This window comes from Butyrivibrio sp. LB2008, assembly GCF_000621565.1.
In the GTDB taxonomy this organism is placed as follows: domain Bacteria; phylum Bacillota; class Clostridia; order Lachnospirales; family Lachnospiraceae; genus Butyrivibrio.
This window is the reverse complement of sequence record NZ_JHXZ01000017.1, coordinates 37369-54344: the sequence shown is the minus strand read 5'-3', so window position 1 is coordinate 54344 and position 16976 is coordinate 37369. Positions and strand designations below refer to the sequence as shown.

The following is a 16976-nucleotide window of genomic DNA, read 5'->3' as shown; positions in this document are numbered from 1 at the left end:
AGGACATTATGAGCGAGAAATTAAAGGTTGCGGTACTTGGCGGAACAGGAATGGTAGGACAGAGATTTATTGATATTATCAAGGATCATCCCTGGTTTGAAGTTACAACAATTGCTGCAAGCCCCAGAAGTGCAGGACAGACATACGAAGAGGCTGTAGGAAACAGATGGAAGATGGACGGACCTATCCCTGATTCTATCAAGAATATCGTTATCAAGGACGTTACAGATGTAAAGGGCGTTTCAGAGGATGTTGACTTTGTTCTTTCAGCAGTAAATATGTCAAAGGACGAGATCAAGGCTATCGAGGAAGAGTATGCTAAGACAGAGACACCTGTAGTTTCTAACAACAGCGCGCACAGATGGACTCCCGATGTTCCTATGATCATTCCGGAGATCAACCCTGAGCATATGGATGTTATCGAATTCCAGAAGAAGAGACTCGGAACAACAAAGGGATTCATCGCAGTTAAGCCCAACTGCTCAATACAGAGCTACACACCCGCTCTTACAGCATGGAAAGAGTTTGAGCCTTACGAGGTAGTTGCTACAACATATCAGGCTATTTCAGGTGCAGGTAAGAACTTCGATGAGTGGCCGGAGATGGTTGGAAACGTTATTCCTTTCATTTCAGGTGAAGAAGAGAAGTCAGAGAAAGAGCCTCTTAGAATCTGGGGTAAGGTTGAGAATGGTGTTATCGTTCCCGCTGACGACGTTAAGATCACATGCCAGTGCATCAGAATTCCTGTTCTTTACGGTCACACAGCAGCTGCATTTGTTAAGTTCAAGAAAAATCCTACAAAGGAACAGCTTATCGAGAAGCTTGAGAAATTCTCGGGACTTCCTCAGGAACTTAAGCTTCCCAGCGCTCCCAAGCAGTTTATTCAGTATATGCAGGAAGATAACAGACCTCAGATCACACTTGACGTTAACTATGAGAACGGCATGGGTGTAAGCATCGGACGTATCCGTGAGGATTCTGTTTATGATTGGAAATTTGTAGGTCTTTCACACAATACTCTTCGCGGTGCTGCAGGCGGTGCGGTTGAGTGTGCAGAGCTCTTGAAGGCAAGCGGATTTATTAACAAAAAGTGATAAAGTAAAGTATGGAAGAGCAGAGACAGGACGATTTAAGTTTTTTAAACAGATATTATGAGAGCGGTTTGTCCAATATTCTTGTTGTTTACGGACACAGGAATATTGAACAGGATGCCTTTCTTATGAAATTCATGGAAAACAGGAAGAGCTTTTTCTACTCGGCGCGATCTGCGTCGGGCAGAGAACAGCTCAGGCTGTGGACCGATGAACTTAAGAACGACAGTATTTCTGCGGACAATGTAGGAAGCTATTATGAGCTTTTTACTGTGTGCGCGGATTCTGTCGGAAGAGCACCCGTTATATTTGTGATCAAAAACTTTGAGAACATAATAAAGACAGATCGCGAATTTATGGCTCAGCTGACGGAGTATATTGAAAAGAACGGCAAGTTAAGACAGATTCTTGTTCTTCTTGTAAGTAGCGATGTCAACTGGGTTGAAAACAGTATGGTGACGAATCTGGGCAATCTTGCAGGGAATATTGCAGGATTTCGTAAGATTAAGCCACTTCCTTTTTCTGCCATGAGAGCGTTCTATCCCAACATGTCTTACAAGGATGCGGTACTGACCTATTCTGTGCTCGGCGGACAGACCGGGCTGTGGAAGTATTTTGATGATTCGCTTTCTTTTAAAGAAAATGTTTGCAAGAACATATTAAACAAGAATTCTTTTCTATACGGAGAGGCGCTTAGGCTTACTTCCGAGAATCTCAGGGAAACAGCGGTCTATCACACGATTCTTTCCGTGATGGCACGCGGTATCAATAAGCTCAATGATATATATCATGAGACGGGGTTCTCGAGAGCGAAGATTTCTGTTTATCTTAAGACTTTGATAAATCATGATTTTGCTTACAAGGCTTTTTCATTTGGAAATGTCGGAAGAGAAAATGTAGTCAAGGGAGTGTACAAGATAGCCGATCCCTTAATAGATTTCTACTTCAGATTTATCTTTCCAAATGAAAGTAATCTTGTGCGGATGCCTGCCGAGAGATTTTATGATATATTTATATCTGCAGGAATTCAAAATTATGCTACGGAATATTTTAAGTCCGTTTGTCGAGAGTATATCTTGCACTGCGAGGAGAGAGGTCTTTTTCCCTTTGAGATCGAAGATGAAGGGGAATGGCTTGGAAAAGAGGGAAACCTTGATATTATCGTCCAAAGCGATGTGGGAGATACGGCAATCGGAATGTGCTGTTGGCAGAGGCAAGCTACACATGATGATCTTATAAGCATTGAGTCCTGCGCAAAAAAAGCAAGACTTGAGGGAGATTATTACTATCTCTTTTCAACTGTGGGATTTGATGCGTGGCTACAGGATGCCGCCATGAAGCCCGAAAGTAAGATAAAGTTGATCGGGATAGACGAACTTACGAATGGCTAAACAGGTATATATAGCAGAGAAGCCGAGTGTGGCTCAGGCTTTTGCTTCGGCAATGAAAATAAATTTTTCCAGGAGAGACGGTTACCTAGAGTCTGATACCGCCATTGTTACGTGGTGTGTCGGACACTTGGTGACCATGAGCTATCCTGAGGTCTATGACGAGAAGTACAAAAGGTGGTCTTTGGACACACTTCCTTTTATTCCGGAAACCTTTAAATACGAGGTTATCGGGAATGTCTCAAAACAATTCAAGATAGTAAAAGAACTGCTGAACAGAGAAGATGTTGATACGATTTATATATGTACCGACTCGGGACGAGAGGGTGAATATATATATCGTCTTGTTGACATGCAGGCAAATGTAAAAGATAAGAAGAGAAAAAGAGTATGGATAGATTCCCAGACGGAAGATGAGATCCTAAGAGGTATCAGGGAAGCGAAGGACGACAGCGAGTATGATAACCTCGGAGCGTCTGCGTTCCTTAGGGCAAAAGAGGATTATCTTATGGGTATCAATTTCTCCAGAGCTCTTACTTTGAAATATGCTTATTCTATAAAGAACTATCTCAATATAGATAAGTGCGTTGTCTCCGTCGGACGGGTAATGACCTGTGTTTTGGGCATTGTTGTCGAGAGGGAGAGGGAAATAAGGGAATTTGTGAAGACTCCTTTTTACCGCGTTATTTCTAAGGTTGATATAGCGGGCAAAAAATGCGACGCTGAGTGGAGAGTGACTGATGACTCCAAGTATAACGGCTCGTTTGACCTATACAGTGAGAAGGGCTTTAAGACAAAAGAGGGCGCAGAGAAGCTGATTGCAGCGCTTGGAGAGACACCTGTCAGTGCATCGGTACTTAAGTGCGAGAAGAAAAAAGAAGCCAAGAATCCGCCTCTTTTGTATAATCTGGCGGAGCTTCAAAATGACTGCTCGAGATTCTTTAAGATAAGTCCCGATGAGACACTTGCGGTGGCTCAGGAACTCTACGAGAAGAAACTCACGACGTATCCGAGAACGGATGCCAGAGTTATGTCATCGGCTATCGCAAAGGTGATAGATAAGAATATAAGCGGACTCTCGGCGTATGCTCCTTGTGCGATATTTGCCAAGTCAATATTGCAGCACGAGGCATACAAGGGAATAGAGAAGACGAGATATGTAAATGACAAGGCTATTACCGACCACTATGCGATAATTCCTACGGGACAGGGATTGTCGGCACTTCAGGGACTGAGTCCTACATCGGCGAAAGTTTATGAGATAATAGTTAGGAGGTTTTTGGCAGTCTTTTACCCGCCTGCGAATTATCAGAAGGTTGCGCTTGAGCTTGCGATGGACAATAAGGAAGAAGAGGGTAAGAGAGAGCACTTTTTTGCAAACTTCAAGATACTTACCCAGAAGGGCTACCTTCATGTGATGGATTATTCGTTCTTTAAGGATAAAGATAAGAATAAAAAGTCGGATGACGAAAAAGAAAACGAGAGCGAAGACGAGACGGTAACTGATGAGGAGCTCTTTGAACATCTTCAAAAGCTTAAGAAGAACGATGTTCTTAATGCCGAATCGTTTGAACTTAAAGAGGGTGAGACGACTCCGCCCAAGAGATACAATTCGGGCACGATGATCCTTACAATGGAGAATGCCGGACAGTTTATCGAGGATGAGGAACTAAGAGCCCAGATAAAAGGTTCGGGAATCGGAACGAGTGCTACGAGAGCTGGAATTTTGACAAAACTTGTTAATATAAAATATCTGAATCTTAATAAGAAGACGCAGATAATAACGCCCACACAGCTTGGAGAGATGATATACGAGACTGTTGCGTGTTCCATGAAGCCTATGCTCAATCCGGCGCTTACGGCTAGCTGGGAGAAGGGACTTACAGGCGTTGCGGAAGGCAGTATCTCTGAAAAAGAGTATATGGATAAGCTTGATGATTTTGTCAGCAAGAGGACGAATCTTGTAAAGCAGAATGATTACAGAAGGCTGTTACAGTCAAGGTTTGACTATGTTTCAACCAATTACAAGAAAGCTGAGCCAAAGAAAAGCTCGGCAAAGAAAAGTACTAAAAAGAAAAATACGGTAACGGAGGCGTGAAATGGAAGAATTCAAAATTTCTAATATGTATGATCTGAATGAGACTATTGCGGCAGATTATATGAAGACTAAGGAGTATCCCTGGGAGCTTCTTGCGGGAATCAAGGACTATATCGTAGAGCTTGGAAATAAGCTTCCCGCAGATAAGTTTGAGAAGCGCGGAGAAAATGTATGGGTCGCAAAGAGCGCAAAGGTGTTTGATTCAGCATACATCGGTGGTCCTTGCATCATCGATGAAGATGCGGAAGTAAGACAATGCGCATTCATCAGAGGAAGTGCAATTGTCGGAAAGGGCGCTGTAGTAGGAAATTCAACAGAGCTTAAGAATGTAATTCTTTTTAATAAGGTTCAGGTTCCTCATTACAACTATGTGGGTGATTCAATCCTCGGATTTAAGTCTCACATGGGCGCAGGCTCCATCACATCTAATGTTAAGAGCGACAAGAAGCTCATCGTTGTAAAGAACGGTGCGGATGATCAGGTTGAAACAGGTCTTAAGAAGATGGGAGCGATGCTTGGAGATAACGTTGAGGTCGGATGTAATTCTGTTCTTAATCCCGGAACGGTTATCGGCAGATGGTGCAATGTTTATCCGCTTTCATCAGTAAGAGGCTGCATTCCTGCACATCATATCTTTAAAGATAAGGATCATATCGTTAAGAAGATTGAAGAATAAATAATCCGTTAAAAATATAACATTGGCATTGAAATATACATGAATTTATGCCAAAATAAGTTTTGGCGGATTGTTGTTCGCTGTCTCTGACCGTGCCCGGCAAGCACATTTTTAATGGTCAGTCTAAATCACAGGTAGTTAGTAAGTAATGGTTCATTACTTTACAATATGAAAGGAGATTTTCACATGATTTACTCAACAGAGGTAAAGAATATGTGTCCCGTAACACAAGGGGTACATCATGGTGCTGCGCCTATTCCTGAAGAGGCTAAGTGGGTTCAGTCCAAAGAGATTAAGGACATTTCCGGCTATACACACGGTATTGGCTGGTGTGCACCTCAGCAGGGTTGCTGCAAGCTTTCACTTAACGTTAAGGAAGGTATCATTCAGGAGGCACTCGTAGAGACTATCGGATGCTCAGGAATGACACATTCTGCAGCTATGGCATCTGAGATTCTTCCCGGACTTACAGTTCTTGAAGCTCTTAACACAGACCTTGTTTGTGATGCTATCAATACTGCTATGAGAGAGCTCTTCCTTCAGATCGTTTACGGAAGAACACAGTCTGCATTCTCAGAGGACGGACTTCAGATTGGTGCAGGTCTTGAGGATCTTGGTAAGGGTACACGCTCAATGGTTGGTACAACTTACGGAACACTTGACAAGGGACCTCGTTATCTTGAGCTTACTGATGGTTACATCACAGAAGTTGCTCTTGATGAGAACGACGAGATTATCGGATACAAGTATGTTAACTTCGGAAAGATGATGGACTTCATCAAGGCCGGTGATGATGCTAACACAGCAATGGAGAAGGCTAAGGGTCAGTACGGACGTGTTGCTGATGCAGCTAGATTCATTGATCCCAGAAAAGAGTAATTAAGGTAAGGAGGAATTTAAAATGGCTTTATTTGAATCATATGAAAGAAGAGAGCCCCAGATCCTGGCTTGCCTTAAGGAGTATGGGATTTCTTCTATAGAAGAGTGTAAAGATATTACTATGGCTGCAGGCATCGATGTTTACAAGCTCATCGAAGGTATTCAGCCTATCTGCTTTGAGAACGCTAAGTGGGCTTACACAGTAGGTGCTGCTATCGCAATCAAGAAGGGATGCCGCAAGGCTTCTGAGGCTGCTGCTGCAATCGGTATCGGTCTTCAGGCTTTCTGCATTCCCGGATCAGTTGCTGACCGCCGTAAGGTAGGTCTTGGACACGGTAACCTTGGAAAGATGCTTCTTGAAGAGGATACAGAGTGTTTCGCATTCCTTGCAGGTCACGAGTCATTCGCTGCTGCTGAGGGTGCTATCGGTATCGCTGAGAAGGCTAACAAGGTTCGTCAGAAACCCCTCAGAGTTATTCTTAACGGTCTTGGAAAAGACGCAGCTCAGATTATTTCTCGTATCAACGGTTTCACATATGTTGAGACTCAGTATGATTACTATACAGGCGAGGTAAAGGAAGTATTCAGAAAGTGCTATTCAAAGGATGCTGATTCACCTCGTGCAAAGGTTAACTGCTACGGCGCTAACGACGTACAGGAAGGTGTTGCTATCATGTGGAAGGAGAACGTTGACGTATCTATCACAGGTAACTCAACAAATCCTACAAGATTCCAGCACCCTGTTGCAGGAACATACAAGAAGGAGCGTACAGAAGCCGGCAAGAAGTACTTCTCAGTTGCTTCAGGCGGCGGTACAGGACGTACACTTCACCCTGATAACATGGCAGCAGGCCCTGCTTCTTATGGTATGACAGATACTATGGGACGTATGCACTCAGACGCTCAGTTCGCAGGATCTTCATCAGTTCCCGCTCACGTTGAGATGATGGGTCTTATCGGCGCAGGTAACAACCCGATGGTTGGTATGACTGTTTCTACAGCCGTTTCAATCGAAGAGGCTGCTAAGGCAGGGAAGTTTTAAGATCCCGAGATAGCTAATAATGAGGTCGGTTCTGTTTCACACAGAACCGACCTTTTCTTTGCGAAAAGCAGACTTTATTTGACTTTGAGGCACTTTCAGTGTTATTATTGCCAAATATCAACGCGTGTACATTGGCATGTTTTTTTATAGCTTGAAAGGAAAGTTTGATATGATTCAGATTACTTACTTGGGGATGTTTGTTTTTATTACTTTGTGCTGGATCGTTGCAAGGTTTGTTAGCGCCAGGGTTAGCGGGAGTGTGGATATAAAAAAAGAGTTAAGACTTTTGACTTTATATGTGTGCATATTGGTTATATCCAGATTTGTATATTTTCCGATGCACCTTAAGAACGGGCATGTTGCACCTATCATATTTGATATCCATAAGGCTTATCCGTTTAAGTGCAGTTTTAAGCCTTTTTTATTCCTTGAACAGAAATATGCAGGGTACAAGGTGAATATAGTGGGAAATATTGCTATGTTTATACCTGTGGGAATGGCACTGCCGTTTTGCTTTGATAAGCTTAACAATGTTATTAAAGTGACTTTTATAGGGATGTGTTATACGGTCTTTATTGAAATATCACAGCTTCCTTTATATCAGAGACATACGGATATTGATGATGTGATCCTCAATACCTCCGGCGTATTTATTGGAGCTATAGTCTATTTCACGGTTAAATCTATTCACTACCTTCTCACCAAAGATAATACGGAATCAGAAGCGATCGCTGAGAATTGATTAAGGACGCTCGGGAACAATGGCATATATCCGGAAATGTTTGCGTTCGGCTGCGCAGTGATTTTCATAATTTCATAGAACCCGAAACCGCTTCCTTTCGACGTTGCTCAGAGAAGTCAGCGGTTTCGGGTTCTATGAAATTTGAAAATCATCTTGCTCGTCCGAGAGCTGCACATTTCCGGATATATGCCATTGTTCCCGGGCTGTTTCTTGAAATGCTATAGGATGCAAGTTGTGTATTTCTATGGAGCTTTTTTAATAGGAATTTCGGAGAATATTCCATAAAAAAGGTTGTCGACCGAGGGAATATAATCAAAATCGGGGCGACAACCTTAAGTTTTTTATTTACTCAGTTCTTTTATTTAACCATGTCAGGGTAGTTGTAGTAGAATTCTTCGTTGAATTCCTGTTCGTATTTGTTGGCGTATCTCATTGCGCTGTGGAGGGCGCCGTCGGTGTTGTCGGTGTAGTAGCCGACTGTGAAATAGAGCCATTCGGGATCGCTTGCGAGGTCTTTGAGATTTTCGATTTTTTCCTCAAATTCTTCTTCGGTGCTTGTTGTTGAAATGATTGCAAATTCATCACCGGAAGAGCGGTAGATATAATCATTCTGGAATACTTCTTTAAGAATCTTGCCGGCTTCTTTGAGAAGGGTGTTTCCTACGTCATGGCCTTTTTTCTCGTTGACTGTTTTAAGTGTGTTTAGATAGCAGAATGCAACGCTGAATGGGGTAGGAGCGATCTTGAGCTGAGCTGCGAGCTCATCTACCATGTTGTTCATAGCTGTTCTGTTGTATACGCCGGTTCTTGAATCAATGAGGCTAAGGCTTCTTAATCTCTCGATAAGGAGATGGTGAGCGGCCTCAGATGAAACAAAGGCGGAAAGAAGCTCTATGATATCCTTGAATTCAGCGAGCCTGTTTGTATCAAAGTTTGTGACATACATATAGCCTATGATGGTATTCTGGTGAATAAAAGGAACAAGGCACAGTGTCTCAACACCGTTTTCTTTTAAAGTTTTGACCCAATCGGGAGAGCGCTTTTCATAATTCTCCATATCTGCGCTGTTAGTGATTATGATAGAATCATTTTCAAGTGTGAGTTCTTCCCAGGTTTCAACTATTTCATAGGGAATCTTGTCGAAGACATTCTGAAGAACAATCTCATTGTTTCTTACATTTTCGCCCACAACATTGAATTTATACAGATCTCTTGATATTGTCAGAATGCATGCTGCATAAGCATCAGTATATTCTCTGAGGTCTTTGGCGACGTTGTTCATACTTGTCTGGAAATCTTCACCTTTACGCATATGTAGACAAGTCTTTATAATAAATGCCGAAATATCGGCTGATAAATTTTTTCCGTCAAATTGATCGAATAATGTTTCGAGTGACATCGCTAACCTCCAAAAAGCGCGCTACCGCATAATAAAATCATATATATATTATCCTTAAATCGACGAATAATCAAACAATAAAGTGTAAAAAATAATAAATTAATAATTAAGGAATTCTAATATATAGCTTGTTTTTCAAAGATTTGATCACGGTAAAATGGCGTTTTAGCGCTTTCTGTCGGGGTGTTTTTCATAGAATTTGTTCTTGTCCTGGTACATGCGCTCATCGGCATATCTCATGGCAAGCTCCAGAGGACCGGAGCCACCGTCGTGATAGTAACCTATGGCAAAGCATAGTTTGTCAGGGTCGCTGGTAAGTTCTCTGAGCCTTTTTATTTTTTCTTCAAATTCATGCTCGTTGCTGTGTGTAGAAATAATGGTAAATTCATCGCCGCCTGCTCTGTAGATGTTGTCATCTTTAAAAACTTCCTTGAGAATATCGGCTGCTGCGGCGATAAGCTTGTCGCCTGCATCGTGTCCCTGATTGTCATTTACTTTCTTAAGACCGTTTATGTCGCAGAATGCAACTGAGAACGGTATCGGATTAAACTTAAATTTGATCGAGAATTCTTCTACATCGGCGTTCATACAGTTTCTGTTCTTTACCCCGGTCAGTATGTCTATATTGCTGAGATATTCAAGCCTTTCAAGGAATAAGTGGTTGGCAACTTCGGCTGATAGGAAGAATGATACAAGTTCTACCATTTCCTTCATTCTTGTCATATGGTTAACATCAAAATTGGCAATATATAGGTAGCCGATTATGTTGTTTTGGCGCAAAAGGGGTACAAGGCACAGACTGTATACCCAGTTATCTCTCAACGTATGCACCCATTCGGGGGCTTCTTTTCCATAGTGCTCAAGGTCTGATTCGCTTTTGATTATAATGTTGTTTGTGTGTTTGAGAAGCTTCTCCCAGCTGGCAACTACAGAATATGGGATACTAGAGAAGATTTTTTTTATGCTTACGCGTGGATTGCTAGTCGATCCGCTTATTACTTCATATCTTTGAAGGTCATTCTGGAAAGACATGACACTGGCGCCGGCTGCGTCTGCGTATTCTCTGATATAGTCGGTAACAAGCTGCATACTGGAATAAAAATCATTTTCGCTTTGAAGTTCAAGACAGGATTTGATAACAAAAGAAGCTATGTCGGGTGATACTGACGAATATTTATTGACATCCATCTCTTTGTTGAGTGTATAGACAAACATGCAATATGCAATGTCGTGATCTTTTTCATTCTCATTTACTGCAATGGGGAGCATAAAGTTCTCAGTCCAATAACCATACAGTTTCGTTGTATCGACATATGTATGAATGGGCTCTTTTCTCCAGGCGGCTCTAAAACAGGCGTCCTCAAATTTGGGCTCTCTGGGTACGTTGATAGTATATAAAGCACCTTCCATCTTGGATTCAATTTCTTTTACTTTTTCTTCGAGGTCAGTGCTGTCGTCTGATTCATTTTGAAAGAATATAGCCATGCAGTCATTGATGAACGACTTATTTATGACAAAGTATCTCATTTCCGCAAAATTACCATCTTCATCTTTTTTGACTGCAAGAATGGCAGTTGAAAGAGGCATGGTATTTACGGTGTTTTTTAACTTGAAGTATAGATCAGAACTCATAGACAGTTGTACCATCCTTTCCCTTACAATATATGATAACCGTGATTTAAACAATTTTCAAATGCAAAAACGACAAATAACAAGGGTACAATATAAATAGCTTTTTTGCCTAAAAAACTGTATAATACAGGTAGTATAGGGGAAGGGGGCATCTATGGATTTTCTTTCTACATCAGCCTGTTATTGGCTGATAATCACTGTGGTTTTTGCTGTAGTTGAGCTTGCGACTGTCGGACTTATAACTATATGGTTTGCGGCAGGAAGCTTGGTAGCGATGATACTTGCAGCTTTTGGCGCGGGTGTTCCGCTTCAGGTTGCGGCTTTTGTGATTGTTTCGGTTGTGTGTATAGCAGCGGTAAGACCGCTTGCGGCGAAGCATTTTAACAATAAGGTTGCCAAGACCAATATCGACTCGATTATAGGCAAGAAACTCGTTGCAAAGACAAAGATCGACAATATCGCAGACAGCGGAAAAGTTGAGTTTGAAGGTTCGACATGGCTTGCAAGGTCGACTGAGGACAATATTATCATTTCCGAAGGTGAAGAAGTTATTGTCGAGAAGATTGTCGGTAATAAACTGATAGTCAGAAAAATTTTTTAATTTAAAGGAGAGGATATAACTATGTCAGGATTAGCACCGGTGTTATGTATCTTAATTATTCTTGTGATTATTTTGCTTGCTGCAAATATCAGGATTGTGCCTCAGGCACATTCATTTATTGTTGAAAGGCTTGGAGCTTATAAAGAGACTTGGGATGTAGGTCTTCATTTTAAAGTCCCTTTTATAGACAGAGTTGCAAGACAGGTTGACCTTAAGGAGCAGTATTGCGACTTCCCGCCTCAGCCCGTTATTACTCAGGATAACGTAACAATGCAGATCGATTCTATCGTATTCTTCAGAATTTCGGATCCTATGGCTTTTGCATACGGCGTAAGAAATCCTATCGGAGCTATTGAGAATCTTACTGCAACAACACTTCGTAACGTTATCGGTTCACTTACACTTGATGAAACACTTACATCAAGAGATCAGATCAATGCACAGATGCAGGATGCGCTCGATATCGCAACAGATCCTTGGGGAATCAAGATCACAAGAGTCGAACTTAAGAATATCAATCCTCCCGAGCAGATTCGTGATGCCATGGAGAAGCAGATGAAGGCTGAGCGTGAAAAGAGAGAGAAAATCCTCTTTGCGGAAGGTGAGAAGCAGTCACAGATCACAGTCGCAGAAGGTGAGAAGCAGAGTAAGATCCTTCAGGCTGAAGCTGATAAGCAGGCTACAATCCTTAGAGCTGAAGCTGAGAGAGAAAAGAGAATCCGTGAGGCTGAAGGTCAGGCTGAAGCTATCAAGAGTATTCAGCAGGCTAATGCAGAGGGTATCAAGATGCTCAAGGATGCGGGAGCAGATGAGTCTGTTCTTACACTTAAGAGTCTCGAGGCATTTGAGAGGGCTGCAAACGGACAGGCAACCAAGATAATCGTTCCTTCAAATATCCAGAGCGTTGCCGGACTTGCGGGATCATTAAAAGAAATTGTAAAAGGATAATATGATTATTTTTTATTTTCTTGAAGGATGTTTGTTTCTATATTTTGTAAGCATATTATTTTCGGTCATTGTGACTTTTTTGGACTTTTTGGGTCCTAAGATAATTCAATATACGGTTGATTATTGTATTGCGGACACTGCCTTGGAAAAAGGCAGTGTTCCGTCATTTATGGAAACATTGGTCGAAAAGGTCGGAGGAAGAGAGTTTCTTAGGGAACATCTTGTATATGTAGCGGCTGCGGTTGCAGCTATAGCGGTTGCTGCTGCAATCTGCAGATATCTTATGAAACTCATAAATTCTTTTGCTGCGGAGAAATTCGTCCGCAGGATGAGAGATAAGCTTTTTGAACATATTATGGAGCTGCCTTTTTCATGGCACAGCGAGAATCACACCGGTGATATCATACAGCGTTGCACTTCGGATGTGGATACAATAAAGATGTTTATATCGGAGCAGCTTCATTCTCTGGTAAGGATACTTATCAGGATAGTGGTGGCGGTCTATTTTATGCTTGGAATAAATAAGACCATGACACTTATCTCTGCGACATTTATTCCTGTCATAGTTTTGTATTCATGCTTCTTTCACAATAAAATAAGAGCAGGTTTTGAGAAGGCAGACGCTGAAGAAGGAAGGCTTTCAGCAACTGCACAGGAGAATCTCACAGGAGTCAGAGTTGTAAGGGCTTTTGGAAGAGAGAAGTACGAGAGAGACCGATTTGAAAAAAGAAATTATGACTATACCAATCTCTGGATAAAACTCATAAATATTTTGGCGGCGTTCTGGGCTTCGAACGATCTGATCTCGGGACTTCAGGTGATGATGATCACGATTTTCGGCGCTGTATTCTGTGTAAGAAACTATATCACTGTCGGCGAGTATATTGCTTTTGTTGCCTATAATGCAATGCTTACATGGCCCGTAAGAGCCCTCGGAAGGATTATTTCCGAGATGAGTAAGGCGAGAGTTGCAATAGACCGTATCGGCTATATCATAAATTCTGAAGCTGAAAAAGATATTGAAAATGCGGTTGAACCTGATATGCGAGCGGATATAAGATTTGAGAACGTTTCATACAGATATGAGAACGGCTCGGATGAAGTTGTAAACAATATAAGTTTTACCATAAAAGCGGGATCGACAGTCGGGATACTTGGCGGAACGGGATCGGGTAAATCGACTCTTATGTATCTTTTGGACAGGCTCTACGAGCTTCCGAAGGAAAACGGAAGCATTTATATAGGAGATACGAATATAGCCGATATCAAGGCAAAGTATTTAAGGAAAAATATAGGACTTGTACTTCAGGAGCCTTTTCTTTTCTCCGGAACTCTTTCTGAAAACATCGGAATAACCAAGAAAGATCCGGATATGAAGGAGATAAGGGAAGCTGCGAGGATAGCGGCGCTTGATGATACTATCCTTTCATTTAACAAAGGATATGACACTTATGTGGGAGAGCGCGGTGTTACGCTTTCGGGCGGGCAGAAGCAGAGGACGGCGATAGCACAGATGCTCATGTCCAAGCCGCCTGTCATGATATTTGACGATTCACTGTCGGCGGTCGATACAGAGACTGATATCAAGATAAGAAAAGCACTGTCCGAGAACTCGGGTGATTCAACGGTAATAATAATTTCCCACAGGATAACGACGCTTATGCACGCCGACAACATCATCGTGCTTGATAAGGGAAATCTTGTTCAGATGGGAAGTCATGACAGCCTTGTAAGGCAAGAAGGAATGTACAAAAAAATCTACGACATACAGACGCATGGAATATGAACAAAGAAAAAAATGTAAAGCTGCCGCTTTTTGGCATACCAAAACTATATCCGTATATAAAGCCGTATCTCAAAAAGATTTTGACAATGATCTTTTTGGGTGTGTTAAGTTCGCTTTTTGACTCAGCATATCCGATATTTAACAGGTATGCGATTGATAATTTTGTGGTAAAAAACACTTTGAAGGGGCTTCCTGCTTTCATAATCCTCTATGTGACCGTGCTTATTATCCAGGTTGTCGATAATTTTATCACCTGTGCTCTGTGCGGACAGGTTGAGATGTGCATGGACAGGGACCTTCGGAATGCTTCTTTTAACCATCTTCAGGAGCTTTCTTTTGACTATTTTAACAGGAACAATGTCGGATATATTCATGCGAGAGTTATGAGTGATACGGGTAAAATAGGTGTCATGGTCGCATGGAGAATGATGGACGTCATCTGGAACGGTTCTTATATACTGTGGGTATTTGTGATGATGGTCATATTAAATCCAAGGCTTGCTTCTTACGTGCTCATAATGGTACCGATCGCGGCGGTGATAGCCATATATTTCCAGAAGAGGCTTCTTGTTCTCAACAGAAAGATAAGGGAGATCAATTCGACCATAACCGGTAATTTCAATGAGGGAATCACAGGGGCTAAGGCTATAAAGTCGCTTGTTGTTGAAAAGAAGATCACGGATGATTTTGAAAAAGATACCGAGAAAATGAGAAGGGAATCGGTTCATTCCACACATTACGCGGCACTTTTTTCGGCGCTTATAACGATGCTCTCGACGCTTTCGCTTGCGCTTATTCTCTGGAAGGGTGGAAAGCTTTCGACTGAAGGATTTATGCAGATCGGAACGCTTACGGTGTTTATTTCCTATGCACTCGGACTTCTTGAACCTGTGCAGAATGTAATTGTAACGATATCTGAGATGATCGCGGTGCAGGTAAATGTTGAGAGGCTCTTTAAGCTCCTTGAGACCGAGTCTGATGTCTACGATTCGAAGGAAGTAATAGAGAAGTACGGTGATACTTTTAATCCCAAGAAAGAGAACTGGGAACCTTTGATTGGCGATATAGAGTTTAAGGATGTATCTTTCAGATATCCCGACGGAGATGAATATGTTCTTGAGAATTTTAATCTCAAGGTGCCGAAGGGGACAAATGTCGCGATTGTCGGAGAAACAGGCGCGGGTAAGTCGACACTTGTAAATCTTGTCTGCAGATTTTTTAAACCGACCAAAGGCCGGATCCTTATAGACGGGCGCGACGCGGCGGAGAGATCGCTTTTGTGGCTTCACAGTAATCTCGGATATGTGCTTCAGACACCGCACTTGTTCTCGGGTTCTGTAAGAGAAAATCTAAGGTACGGCAAAGCTGATGCGACCGATGAAGAGATTATGGAGGCTTTAAGACTTGTTTCCGCCGAGGATATAGTCAAAAAGATGGAAAAAGGTCTTGATAGCGACGTGGGAGAGGACGGTGGAATGCTGTCGACGGGAGAAAAGCAGCTTCTTTCATTTGCAAGGGCTATACTTGCTGATCCCAAGATATTAATACTGGATGAGGCGACGTCTTCGATAGATACCGTAACAGAGAGGGCTATTCAGGATGCCATAGTTACGGTAACCAAGGGCAGAACTTCTTTTGTTATAGCACACAGGCTGTCAACTATCGTAGATGCTGATATAATATTGGTAGTAAGAGACGGTAAGATCACAGAAAGAGGTAAGCACAAAGAGCTGATGGCGCAAAAGGGGTATTATTACGATCTCTTTACAAGACAGTTTGATGAACGGAGTTTTAGTCTTATATGATGGATATAGCGGTTTTTGCCGATATACACGGCAATCATTCTGCACTGCAGGCTTGCATAGACTATGCTGTTGGGAGAGGAATAACAAATTTTCTGCTTTTGGGGGATTATGTATCGGATTGCCCGTACCCGCAGAAGACAATGGAGCTTGTTTATGTTCTGAAGCAGTATTTTAATACCTGCATAATACGCGGAAACAGAGAAGAGTATCTCTTAAATTACAGAAAAGCGGGAGGAGAAGGTTGGAAAGTAGGATCTTCGAGTGGGAGTCTTCTTTATACTTATCAGAATCTTACGGACAAGGATTTCAATTTTTTTGCTTCGCTTCCCAATTACGGTATATATGAAATGCAGGGCATGCCCAAGTTTGAGTATTGTCACGGTTCGCCAGAGAATACAAGCGAAGTACTTATAAGGGAAAAGAGAAATACGAAGAGAATACTTGCCCATATGGAGACATCGCTTCTTCTTCACGGACATGTGCATATTCAGGATACTTATGTATATCGCGGCAAGAAAGCTGTAGGGCCGGGAGCGATAGGTATTCCGTGGTTTCATGGCGGAAAGACTCAGTTTTGTATTCTTCACGGAAAAGGAAAAGTGTGGGAAGAGGAGCTTATTCAGATCGAATATGACAGAAAAGAGATATTAAAGGAATTTAAAGAGTCGGGACTTTGCAATACAGCACCTGCGTGGGCTGCACTTGCCATGCATACGATAAGAACGGGAGTAGATCTTAGTGAAACAGTTCTGCTCCGCGCCATGCGTCTGTGCGAGCAAGAGTGCGGAGCAGTTAAATGGCCGGATATACCGGAAAAATACTGGGCTATAGCTCTCAGAGAGAACTACATCGATCTTGCGGGAAAAGAGATTCCTCACAAGAAATAAAA

14 protein-coding genes are annotated in these 16976 nt (G+C 42.1%); 12 read left to right on the top strand and 2 right to left on the bottom strand.

Annotated features, from left to right (window positions below):
* The first annotated feature begins 8 nt into the window (after nt 1-8).
* The 7 genes from asd to T356_RS18620 all read left to right on the top strand — a co-directional run bounded on the left by asd (nt 9) and on the right by T356_RS18620 (nt 7916).
* The gene (gene asd, locus T356_RS0106425; RefSeq protein ID WP_026513783.1) at nt 9-1094 is read left to right on the top strand and encodes an aspartate-semialdehyde dehydrogenase; all 1086 of its coding nucleotides are present in this window, start codon (nt 9-11) and stop codon (nt 1092-1094) included.
* 11 nt (nt 1095-1105) lie between these two features.
* Nucleotides 1106-2482, top strand: coding sequence for an ATP-binding protein (locus T356_RS20230; RefSeq protein ID WP_051563210.1), 1377 nt, complete (start codon nt 1106-1108; stop codon nt 2480-2482).
* Complete coding sequence (locus T356_RS0106415; RefSeq protein ID WP_026513782.1) at nt 2475-4577, top strand: DNA topoisomerase; 2103 nt, start codon at nt 2475-2477, stop codon at nt 4575-4577. Before T356_RS20230 ends, T356_RS0106415 begins: the two co-directional genes overlap by 8 nt.
* A 1-nt stretch (nt 4578) precedes the next feature.
* Nucleotides 4579-5253, top strand: coding sequence for a UDP-N-acetylglucosamine pyrophosphorylase (locus tag T356_RS0106410; protein ID WP_026513781.1), 675 nt, complete (start codon nt 4579-4581; stop codon nt 5251-5253).
* 186 nt (nt 5254-5439) lie between these two features.
* The gene (locus tag T356_RS0106405; protein WP_026513780.1) at nt 5440-6132 is read left to right on the top strand and encodes an iron-sulfur cluster assembly scaffold protein; all 693 of its coding nucleotides are present in this window, start codon (nt 5440-5442) and stop codon (nt 6130-6132) included.
* 22 nt (nt 6133-6154) lie between these two features.
* Complete coding sequence (locus tag T356_RS0106400; RefSeq protein ID WP_026513779.1) at nt 6155-7174, top strand: GGGtGRT protein; 1020 nt, start codon at nt 6155-6157, stop codon at nt 7172-7174.
* 169 nt (nt 7175-7343) lie between these two features.
* Nucleotides 7344-7916: a VanZ family protein gene (locus T356_RS18620; RefSeq protein WP_051563209.1), complete on the top strand. Its 573-nt coding sequence runs from the start codon at nt 7344-7346 to the stop codon at nt 7914-7916.
* Nucleotides 7917-8274: 358 nt separating this feature from the next.
* Here the strand turns inward: T356_RS18620 and T356_RS0106390 are convergent, their stop codons facing one another.
* Both T356_RS0106390 and T356_RS0106385 read right to left on the bottom strand, forming a co-directional pair.
* On the bottom strand, nt 8275-9315 hold the full coding sequence (locus tag T356_RS0106390) for a GGDEF domain-containing protein (RefSeq protein WP_026513778.1): 1041 nt from the start codon (nt 9313-9315) through the stop codon (nt 8275-8277).
* 165 nt (nt 9316-9480) lie between these two features.
* On the bottom strand, nt 9481-10947 hold the full coding sequence (locus T356_RS0106385; protein WP_026513777.1) for a sensor domain-containing diguanylate cyclase: 1467 nt from the start codon (nt 10945-10947) through the stop codon (nt 9481-9483).
* A gap of 154 nt (nt 10948-11101) precedes the next feature.
* Between T356_RS0106385 and T356_RS0106380 the strand changes: the two genes are divergently transcribed.
* Genes T356_RS0106380 through T356_RS18615 form a run of 5 tightly spaced genes read left to right on the top strand, consistent with a single transcriptional unit; the run spans nt 11102 to nt 16974 of the window.
* A complete protein-coding gene (locus T356_RS0106380; RefSeq protein ID WP_026513776.1) occupies nt 11102-11548 on the top strand; it encodes an NfeD family protein in 447 nt (148 codons plus the stop codon).
* Nucleotides 11549-11569: 21 nt separating this feature from the next.
* On the top strand, nt 11570-12496 hold the full coding sequence (locus T356_RS0106375) for an SPFH domain-containing protein (RefSeq protein ID WP_026513775.1): 927 nt from the start codon (nt 11570-11572) through the stop codon (nt 12494-12496).
* A gap of 1 nt (nt 12497) precedes the next feature.
* Nucleotides 12498-14282 carry an ABC transporter ATP-binding protein gene (locus tag T356_RS0106370; RefSeq protein ID WP_026513774.1) on the top strand — a complete coding sequence of 595 codons (1785 nt, stop codon included), beginning with the start codon at nt 12498-12500 and terminating at the stop codon, nt 14280-14282.
* Complete coding sequence (locus tag T356_RS0106365) at nt 14279-16087, top strand: ABC transporter ATP-binding protein (RefSeq protein ID WP_026513773.1); 1809 nt, start codon at nt 14279-14281, stop codon at nt 16085-16087. Before T356_RS0106370 ends, T356_RS0106365 begins: the two co-directional genes overlap by 4 nt.
* Nucleotides 16084-16974, top strand: coding sequence for a metallophosphoesterase family protein (locus T356_RS18615; protein WP_051563207.1), 891 nt, complete (start codon nt 16084-16086; stop codon nt 16972-16974). The genes T356_RS0106365 and T356_RS18615 overlap by 4 nt, the downstream gene beginning before the upstream one ends.
* Nucleotides 16975-16976 lie beyond the last annotated feature (2 nt).

Bases quoted from the DNA above. Each gene is read 5' to 3' on its own strand.
- T356_RS0106390 (WP_026513778.1), bottom strand. From the start codon at position 9,315: ATGTCACTCGAAACATTATTCGATCAATTTGACGGAAAAAATTTATCA.
- T356_RS0106370 (WP_026513774.1), top strand. From the start codon at position 12,498: ATGATTATTTTTTATTTTCTTGAAGGATGTTTGTTTCTATATTTTGTA.
- T356_RS0106375 (WP_026513775.1), top strand. From the start codon at position 11,570: ATGTCAGGATTAGCACCGGTGTTATGTATCTTAATTATTCTTGTGATT.
- T356_RS0106380 (WP_026513776.1), top strand. From the start codon at position 11,102: ATGGATTTTCTTTCTACATCAGCCTGTTATTGGCTGATAATCACTGTG.
- T356_RS0106405 (WP_026513780.1), top strand. From the start codon at position 5,440: ATGATTTACTCAACAGAGGTAAAGAATATGTGTCCCGTAACACAAGGG.
- T356_RS18620 (WP_051563209.1), top strand. From the start codon at position 7,344: ATGATTCAGATTACTTACTTGGGGATGTTTGTTTTTATTACTTTGTGC.
- T356_RS18615 (WP_051563207.1), top strand. From the start codon at position 16,084: ATGATGGATATAGCGGTTTTTGCCGATATACACGGCAATCATTCTGCA.
- T356_RS0106400 (WP_026513779.1), top strand. From the start codon at position 6,155: ATGGCTTTATTTGAATCATATGAAAGAAGAGAGCCCCAGATCCTGGCT.
- T356_RS20230 (WP_051563210.1), top strand. From the start codon at position 1,106: ATGGAAGAGCAGAGACAGGACGATTTAAGTTTTTTAAACAGATATTAT.
- T356_RS0106385 (WP_026513777.1), bottom strand. From the start codon at position 10,947: ATGAGTTCTGATCTATACTTCAAGTTAAAAAACACCGTAAATACCATG.
- asd (WP_026513783.1), top strand. From the start codon at position 9: ATGAGCGAGAAATTAAAGGTTGCGGTACTTGGCGGAACAGGAATGGTA.
- T356_RS0106365 (WP_026513773.1), top strand. From the start codon at position 14,279: ATGAACAAAGAAAAAAATGTAAAGCTGCCGCTTTTTGGCATACCAAAA.
- T356_RS0106415 (WP_026513782.1), top strand. From the start codon at position 2,475: ATGGCTAAACAGGTATATATAGCAGAGAAGCCGAGTGTGGCTCAGGCT.
- T356_RS0106410 (WP_026513781.1), top strand. From the start codon at position 4,579: ATGGAAGAATTCAAAATTTCTAATATGTATGATCTGAATGAGACTATT.